General features: G+C 69.2%; 10 protein-coding genes. 7 read left to right on the top strand and 3 right to left on the bottom strand.

Features of this window, described 5'->3' with window-relative positions; all coding sequences use genetic code 11:
- From ON39_RS07770 to ON39_RS07760, 3 genes are all read left to right on the top strand, one after another.
- On the top strand, window positions 1-282 hold a 282-nt coding region (locus ON39_RS07770; protein WP_040732597.1), incomplete at its 5' end, for a transglycosylase SLT domain-containing protein.
- A 105-nt stretch (window positions 283-387) separates the two neighbouring features.
- On the top strand, window positions 388-702 hold the full coding sequence (locus tag ON39_RS07765; RefSeq protein WP_040732595.1) for a hypothetical protein: 315 nt from the start codon (window positions 388-390) through the stop codon (window positions 700-702).
- A gap of 92 nt (window positions 703-794) precedes the next feature.
- Entirely contained in the window at window positions 795-1,277 is a 483-nt protein-coding gene (locus ON39_RS07760; protein WP_040732594.1) for a DnaJ family domain-containing protein, read from the top strand.
- Here the strand turns inward: ON39_RS07760 and ON39_RS07755 are convergent.
- Window positions 1,274-1,792, bottom strand: coding sequence for a MarR family winged helix-turn-helix transcriptional regulator (locus ON39_RS07755; RefSeq protein WP_306307538.1), 519 nt, complete (start codon window positions 1,790-1,792; stop codon window positions 1,274-1,276). The genes ON39_RS07760 and ON39_RS07755 overlap by 4 nt on opposite strands.
- Between ON39_RS07755 and ON39_RS07750 the strand changes: the two genes are divergently transcribed.
- Window positions 1,782-2,759 (top strand): pirin family protein, encoded by a 978-nt coding sequence (locus ON39_RS07750; protein WP_040732590.1) that lies wholly within the window; start codon window positions 1,782-1,784, stop codon window positions 2,757-2,759. The genes ON39_RS07755 and ON39_RS07750 overlap by 11 nt on opposite strands.
- A 122-nt stretch (window positions 2,760-2,881) precedes the next feature.
- Entirely contained in the window at window positions 2,882-3,178 is a 297-nt protein-coding gene (locus ON39_RS07745) for an excalibur calcium-binding domain-containing protein (protein WP_040732589.1), read from the top strand.
- A 64-nt stretch (window positions 3,179-3,242) separates the two neighbouring features.
- Here ON39_RS07745 and ON39_RS07740 read toward each other — a convergent pair whose 3' ends face one another.
- On the bottom strand, window positions 3,243-3,464 hold the full coding sequence (locus ON39_RS07740; RefSeq protein WP_040732588.1) for a DUF3618 domain-containing protein: 222 nt from the start codon (window positions 3,462-3,464) through the stop codon (window positions 3,243-3,245).
- 244 nt (window positions 3,465-3,708) lie between these two features.
- On the opposite strand from ON39_RS07740, the gene bcp reads away from it, so the two are divergent.
- Together bcp and ON39_RS07730 are read left to right on the top strand one after the other, a co-directional pair.
- Window positions 3,709-4,182 (top strand): thioredoxin-dependent thiol peroxidase, encoded by a 474-nt coding sequence (gene bcp, locus ON39_RS07735; protein WP_040732596.1) that lies wholly within the window; start codon window positions 3,709-3,711, stop codon window positions 4,180-4,182.
- Between the two features lie 223 nt (window positions 4,183-4,405).
- Window positions 4,406-4,612, top strand: a complete 207-nt coding sequence (locus ON39_RS07730) for a hypothetical protein (protein ID WP_146251264.1) — start codon at window positions 4,406-4,408, stop codon at window positions 4,610-4,612.
- A gap of 222 nt (window positions 4,613-4,834) precedes the next feature.
- Here ON39_RS07730 and ON39_RS07725 read toward each other — a convergent pair.
- On the bottom strand, window positions 4,835-5,261 hold a 427-nt coding region (locus tag ON39_RS07725; protein ID WP_040732586.1), incomplete at its 5' end, for a hypothetical protein.

Raw genomic sequence — 5,261 nt, 5'->3', positions numbered from 1 at the left:
ATCATGCACGCGAACAACATCCCCGGCAGCTACGACGGCATCATGCGCAACATCATGCGCGAGTCGACCGGTGACCCGCAGGCGATCAACCTGTGGGACTCCAACGCCGCCGCGGGCATCCCGTCCAAGGGCCTGCTCCAGGTGATCGACCCGACGTTCCACTCGTTCCACGTCGAGGGCACCTCGTGGGACATCTACAACCCGGTCGCCAACATCGTGGCCGCGTGCAACTACGCCGCGCACACCTACGGTTCGATGGACAACGTCAACAGCGCGTACTGATCCGCGACCCGCGCCACACGCCTCCCCGCCTGCCCGCGGGGAGGCGTCGTCGCATCCGGCGCGGCCTGCGGCTAGGGTCGTGCACCACCGACCTTTGGACCCGCGATGACCGATTACGCGCACAGCGACACGGCGGCCAAGAGCCGCGCCGAGAAGGCCCGGCGCCTCGCGAGCTACCTCTGGCACCTCGGCGTCACCGGCCCCGAGCTGCTGGCGATGCCCGCGGCGACACGGCGCAAACTGGCCAGGGCGGCCGAGACCAACCCGCCGAGCACCGAGGAGACCTGGGTGACGGTCGCGGAACTGCTCGCCGAGAAGGACGAGTGGGCCGCCCGGCACCCGGAGCACCCCGCCGCGCGGCGCGAACGCACCGACGAGAAGCTGATGTGGGTGAAGCCGCCGATCACACCGTGGTCGTGACCCGTTGCCGGACAACGGTTTCGGCGCTGCGCCCAGTCGATCTACGCCTTCGATAGACTGGAGGGACCGCCCCCGCCGTCGAAGGTGACGCGATGACCGAGCGCAAACCAGGAAACCTGGACTACGAGTCGTGGATCGACAAGCAGATCCGCGAGGCCACCCAGCGGGGTGAATTCGAGAATCTGCCCGGCGCGGGCAAGCCGATTCCGCGCGGCAGCGACGACGAGAACTGGTGGCTGAAGGGCTACCTCCGGAAAGAGGGCGTCAGCGGCGACGCGCTGCTCCCACCCTCGCTGCTGCTGCGCCGGGATATCGAGCGGCTACCCGAGACCGTCCGCGCGCTGAACTCCGAGCAGGCGGTGCGGGAGACGGTGCGGGATATCAACAAGCGGGTCGTCGAGTGGCTGCGCATGCCGCACGGACCGCACGTCCGGGTCGCGCCGGTCGATACCGAGGAGATCGTCGCGCAATGGCGATCGGCGCGGAGACCGAAGAAGCCGGCGCCCGCGCCCGAGCCCGCACCGGTCGATCGGCCTCGTAGCTCCTGGTGGCACCGTCTCCTCCGCCGCACCTAAGATTCCTCTACTACCGCAACCACTTTGGCGGAAAGCGCCTGAATCGCGTCGGCCTCCGTCGGCGTGACGCAGTCGATGAACAGCTCGCGGACCAGTTGCACATGATTCGGCGCGGCGCGTTCGAGCAACGCCCGCCCTTCCGAGGTCAGCTGCACCAGCACACCGCGCGCGTCCTCGGCGACCGGCTGCCGGTCGACCAGACCCCGGGCGGCCATTCTGGCGAGGTGCTTCGAGAGCCTGCTCTTCTCCCAGCAGACCTCGGCCGCCAGATCCTTGGCGCGCAGGCAGTCGCCGGGCGCGGCCGACAGGGCCACCATCAGTTCGTAATCCGCCGCGGACAGGCCGTCCTGGGCCAGACCGGCGGCGATCGCCGCGTCGAGCCGCTGCCGCAGGCGGATGTAGGCCGACCATGTCGCCTGTTCTTCGTCGCTCAGCCACTCCATGGGAATGAAGTCTACCGACGTTTGGTTGACATGGACACTAAACCGCTTCCAGGAGGTTCCGATGCCCGCCATCACCGTTCCCGACCTCATGGTCCTGCCGCGCCTGCCCGAGCCCACCGAGACCATGCGCGACCGCCCGGTGCGCACCGTGGTCAGCGCGCCGAAACAGCGCGAGGGCGCCGGCTTCGAAGTACGCAGGCCGTTCCCGAGCGTCGACCTGCGCACCGCGGACCCGTTCATCCTGCTCGACCAGATGGGCCCGGTCGCCTACGAGCCGCACGAGGCCAAGGGCGCGCCGTGGCATCCGCACCGCGGCTTCGAGACCGTCACCTACGTCATGGACGGTGCGATGGTGCACCACGACTCCAACGGTGGCGGTGGCGTGATCGCCGAGGGCGACACCCAGTGGATGACCGCGGGCTCCGGCATCCTGCACGACGAGCTGCCCACCGAGCAGCTGGTGATGACCGGCGGCTGGTTCCACGGCATCCAGCTGTGGGTGAACCTGCCGCGCACGCTCAAGTTCGCGGCGCCGCGCTACCAGGATCTGCGCGGCAGCGAGCTGACGCTGGTCAGCTCGCACGACGGCGGCGCGCTGGTCCGGCTCATCGCCGGCTCGATCGGCGGCTTCGACGGCCCCGGCTCCACCTACACGCCGATCGCCTACGCGCACGCCTCGATCAGCCCCGGCGGACAGCTGGAAACGCCGTGGCCGCAACACTTCACGGCGATGGCGTACGTGCTGTCCGGCAGCGGCACGGTCGGCGCCGAGCGCAGGCCGGTGCACGAGGGTCAGCTGGCGGTCTTCGGTCCCGGCGACGCCATCACGGTGAGTGCCGATGCGCGCCAACACAATCGGGCCGGCGACCTCGAGGTGCTACTGCTCGGCGGCCGGCCGATTCAGGAACCCGTCGTGCAATACGGGCCGTTCGTGATGAACACCCGCGCCGAAATCATCCAGGCAATGGACGACTACCAGGCAGGACGCATGGGAAACATCCCCGCCGAGCACCTGGCGGGCCGTCGATTGGGCGAGTGAACCCGATCCCCTAATGCCCTAGTTCTCGGGCGACGCGGTTGACAAGCGGGCGAGGCGTCACAACAGTGGATGCGGCGTCCGGTCGGACGCCTATCCACCGCAGCAACTATCTAGAGGAATACATGAACGTTCGCCGGCTCACCTTCAGCGCTGCCGTCGCGGGACTGACCCTCCTCGCGGCGCCGACCGCGCTGGCCGCCCCTCCGTCCGGATCCTCGGGAACCGGCTCGTCCGCCGTCGACACCGGTTCCGCCGCAACCGGTTCGGCCGGTCTCACCCAGACCGGTTCGGCGGGCGGCGCGTTCGCCAACTGCGAAGAGGCCAAGGCCGCGGGCCGAGCGCCCCTGTTTCGCGGCGAGCCGGGCTACGGCCCGCACCTGGACCCGGACGGCGATGGATTCGCCTGCCCCACGGTCTGATATTCGCGAAAACGCAAACACCCGGTGTGCCAGGCACACCGGGTGTTCTGCTGTTCGCAGGCGATCAGCGGAAGATCTTCAGCAGCACCAGCCCGACCACCAGGGCGCCAGCGCCGATCAGGCTGTACTTCACCTTGGGCTCGTTCAGCTTCCGCAGCACGATCTGCTTGCTGTCGCTCGCGATCCGCTGCGGATCCGCGCGCACCGCGAGTTCGTCGAGCGTGCTCGCCAGCCGCGTGCGCGCGGCCTCGATCTCCTGCTCGATCCGCTCGGTATCCTTCGCCACGTTCAGGCCTCCTGTGTTTGATGTGCCGCGCCGGGGCTCGAATCGCGGTGCGTGCTCGGCCCTCGCGGGGTCACCCTCAGCTCGCGGACGAGTCTATCGGTACGCGCGCGGCGGCCCCGTGGCGCGCGGAACACTGTCCTTCCTTACAGCGCCGGACGCCTCCGCACCGCCGCCGCCTGTCGGTCCGCACAGTGTCGCTCGGTCTGTCCGCGCCGTGTCCGAGCCTTCGGTTACCGTGCAGGACGTGACCGACAATCAACGACTCTCCCCCGGCGACACCGCCCCCGATTTCACGCTGCCCGACGCCGACGGCAAGGACGTGTCGCTCGCCGACTACCGAGGCCGCAAGGTTATCGTGTACTTCTACCCCGCCGCGAGCACGCCCGGCTGCACCAAGCAGGCCTGCGACTTCCGCGACAACCTCGCCGAGCTCGACGGCGCGGGCATCGACGTCATCGGCATCTCCCCGGACAAGCCGGCGAAGCTGGCCAAGTTCCGCGATGCCGAGCAGCTCACCTTCCCGCTGCTGTCCGACCCGGACCGTTCCGTGCTCACCGCCTGGGGCGCGTTCGGCGAGAAGACCATGTACGGCAAGACCGTCACCGGCGTCATCCGCTCGACCTTCCTCGTCGACGAGACCGGCAAGATCGAGGTCGCCCAGTACAACGTGCGCGCCACCGGCCACGTCGCCAAGCTCCGCCGCGACCTGTCGGTGTAGTCGGCGCGGGTCCGGTATGCGCGCATGCCGGACCCGGCGTCGCCGCGTGGCCTGTTGCCCAGCGCCTGGAAGTGGTTGTCGCACTGGCGATGTCACGTCGGAGCGCGGCAGACCGCAGGGTGCGCCCAGAGCATCGGGGTCGCATGAATTCCTGTCTGGTCCGGGTGGCGCCGGAGTCGTTGACTGTCCTCGGTCGGGAAAGGATCGAGAAGGACGGGAAAGTATGCGTATTCGACGAGTGGTGGCAGGCGCGCTGGTGGCCGGGGCCTGTGTGATTCCGGCGGTGGGCGCGCCCGCCGCGATGGCCGACGGCGGCCCGGTGGCGGGCGGGCCGACGGGTAGCGGCAGTTCCTCGCAGAGTTTGGCGTGTTTGATCCACAACCTCACCACCGGCTCCGCGCCGAGCCCGACGATCTGCGGGACCTGGTGAGCGCAGTCGTTGTCGTTCATAAACGGGTGTGGTTTTTCGGGAACTCGTGGCCCCGTACGCCACCTGCCACCTCACGGAGCCGCACCGCAACCGCTCAGGCGTAGACACTAGAGCGACAGCCAGGTGTGAAGGCCCGGTGTGGAGCGCCGGGCCTTACGCGTCGTTCAGGCTGGGCCTATGTCGAAGTCCACCCGGGAGCTGGATGGGACTTCGACACGGGACTCAGGTGGGCATGATCTGCTGGGCTGCCCACTGGAGCATCATGCGGAAGTGGTTGTCCCACCAGTTGACCGACTCCTCGGTGAAGCCCGCCGGGGGCGGCGTCTCGCCGGGGAACAGCAGCGACGGGTTGGGGGCGCCGACCTTGTTGGTGGGGGCCGGGGCGCCGGAGCCCGAGAGGAACGGGGCGGGCTTCGCCTCGGACTCGTGCGCGGGCTCCGCGGGTATGAACGAGTCCGGCCGGTCCTGCTGGCCGCTGCCCCACCGCTGCACCGAGAACTGCGGCTTGGACTCGGCGGGGTCGAGGGTGACGATCGAGATATCCGGTATCGCCACGGCGGCCGGCGCCCGGCGGTCGGCCACCGGCGTCTCGGCGTCGCGCGGATCCTTGCGCATCTGATCCGTCTTGGCCGCGCTCGGGCCGCCGGAC

Source organism: Nocardia tenerifensis NBRC 101015 (assembly GCF_000308715.1).
GTDB classification, from domain to species: Bacteria; Actinomycetota; Actinomycetes; order Mycobacteriales; family Mycobacteriaceae; genus Nocardia; species Nocardia tenerifensis.
The sequence above is the reverse complement of the archived record's forward strand: the minus strand, read 5'-3'. Positions and strand labels throughout refer to the sequence as shown.

Bases quoted from the DNA above. Each gene is read 5' to 3' on its own strand.
- ON39_RS07765 (WP_040732595.1), top strand. From the start codon at position 388: ATGACCGATTACGCGCACAGCGACACGGCGGCCAAGAGCCGCGCCGAG.
- ON39_RS07760 (WP_040732594.1), top strand. From the start codon at position 795: ATGACCGAGCGCAAACCAGGAAACCTGGACTACGAGTCGTGGATCGAC.
- ON39_RS07750 (WP_040732590.1), top strand. From the start codon at position 1,782: ATGCCCGCCATCACCGTTCCCGACCTCATGGTCCTGCCGCGCCTGCCC.
- ON39_RS07755 (WP_306307538.1), bottom strand. From the start codon at position 1,792: ATGGCGGGCATCGGAACCTCCTGGAAGCGGTTTAGTGTCCATGTCAAC.
- ON39_RS07745 (WP_040732589.1), top strand. From the start codon at position 2,882: ATGAACGTTCGCCGGCTCACCTTCAGCGCTGCCGTCGCGGGACTGACC.
- ON39_RS07730 (WP_146251264.1), top strand. From the start codon at position 4,406: ATGCGTATTCGACGAGTGGTGGCAGGCGCGCTGGTGGCCGGGGCCTGT.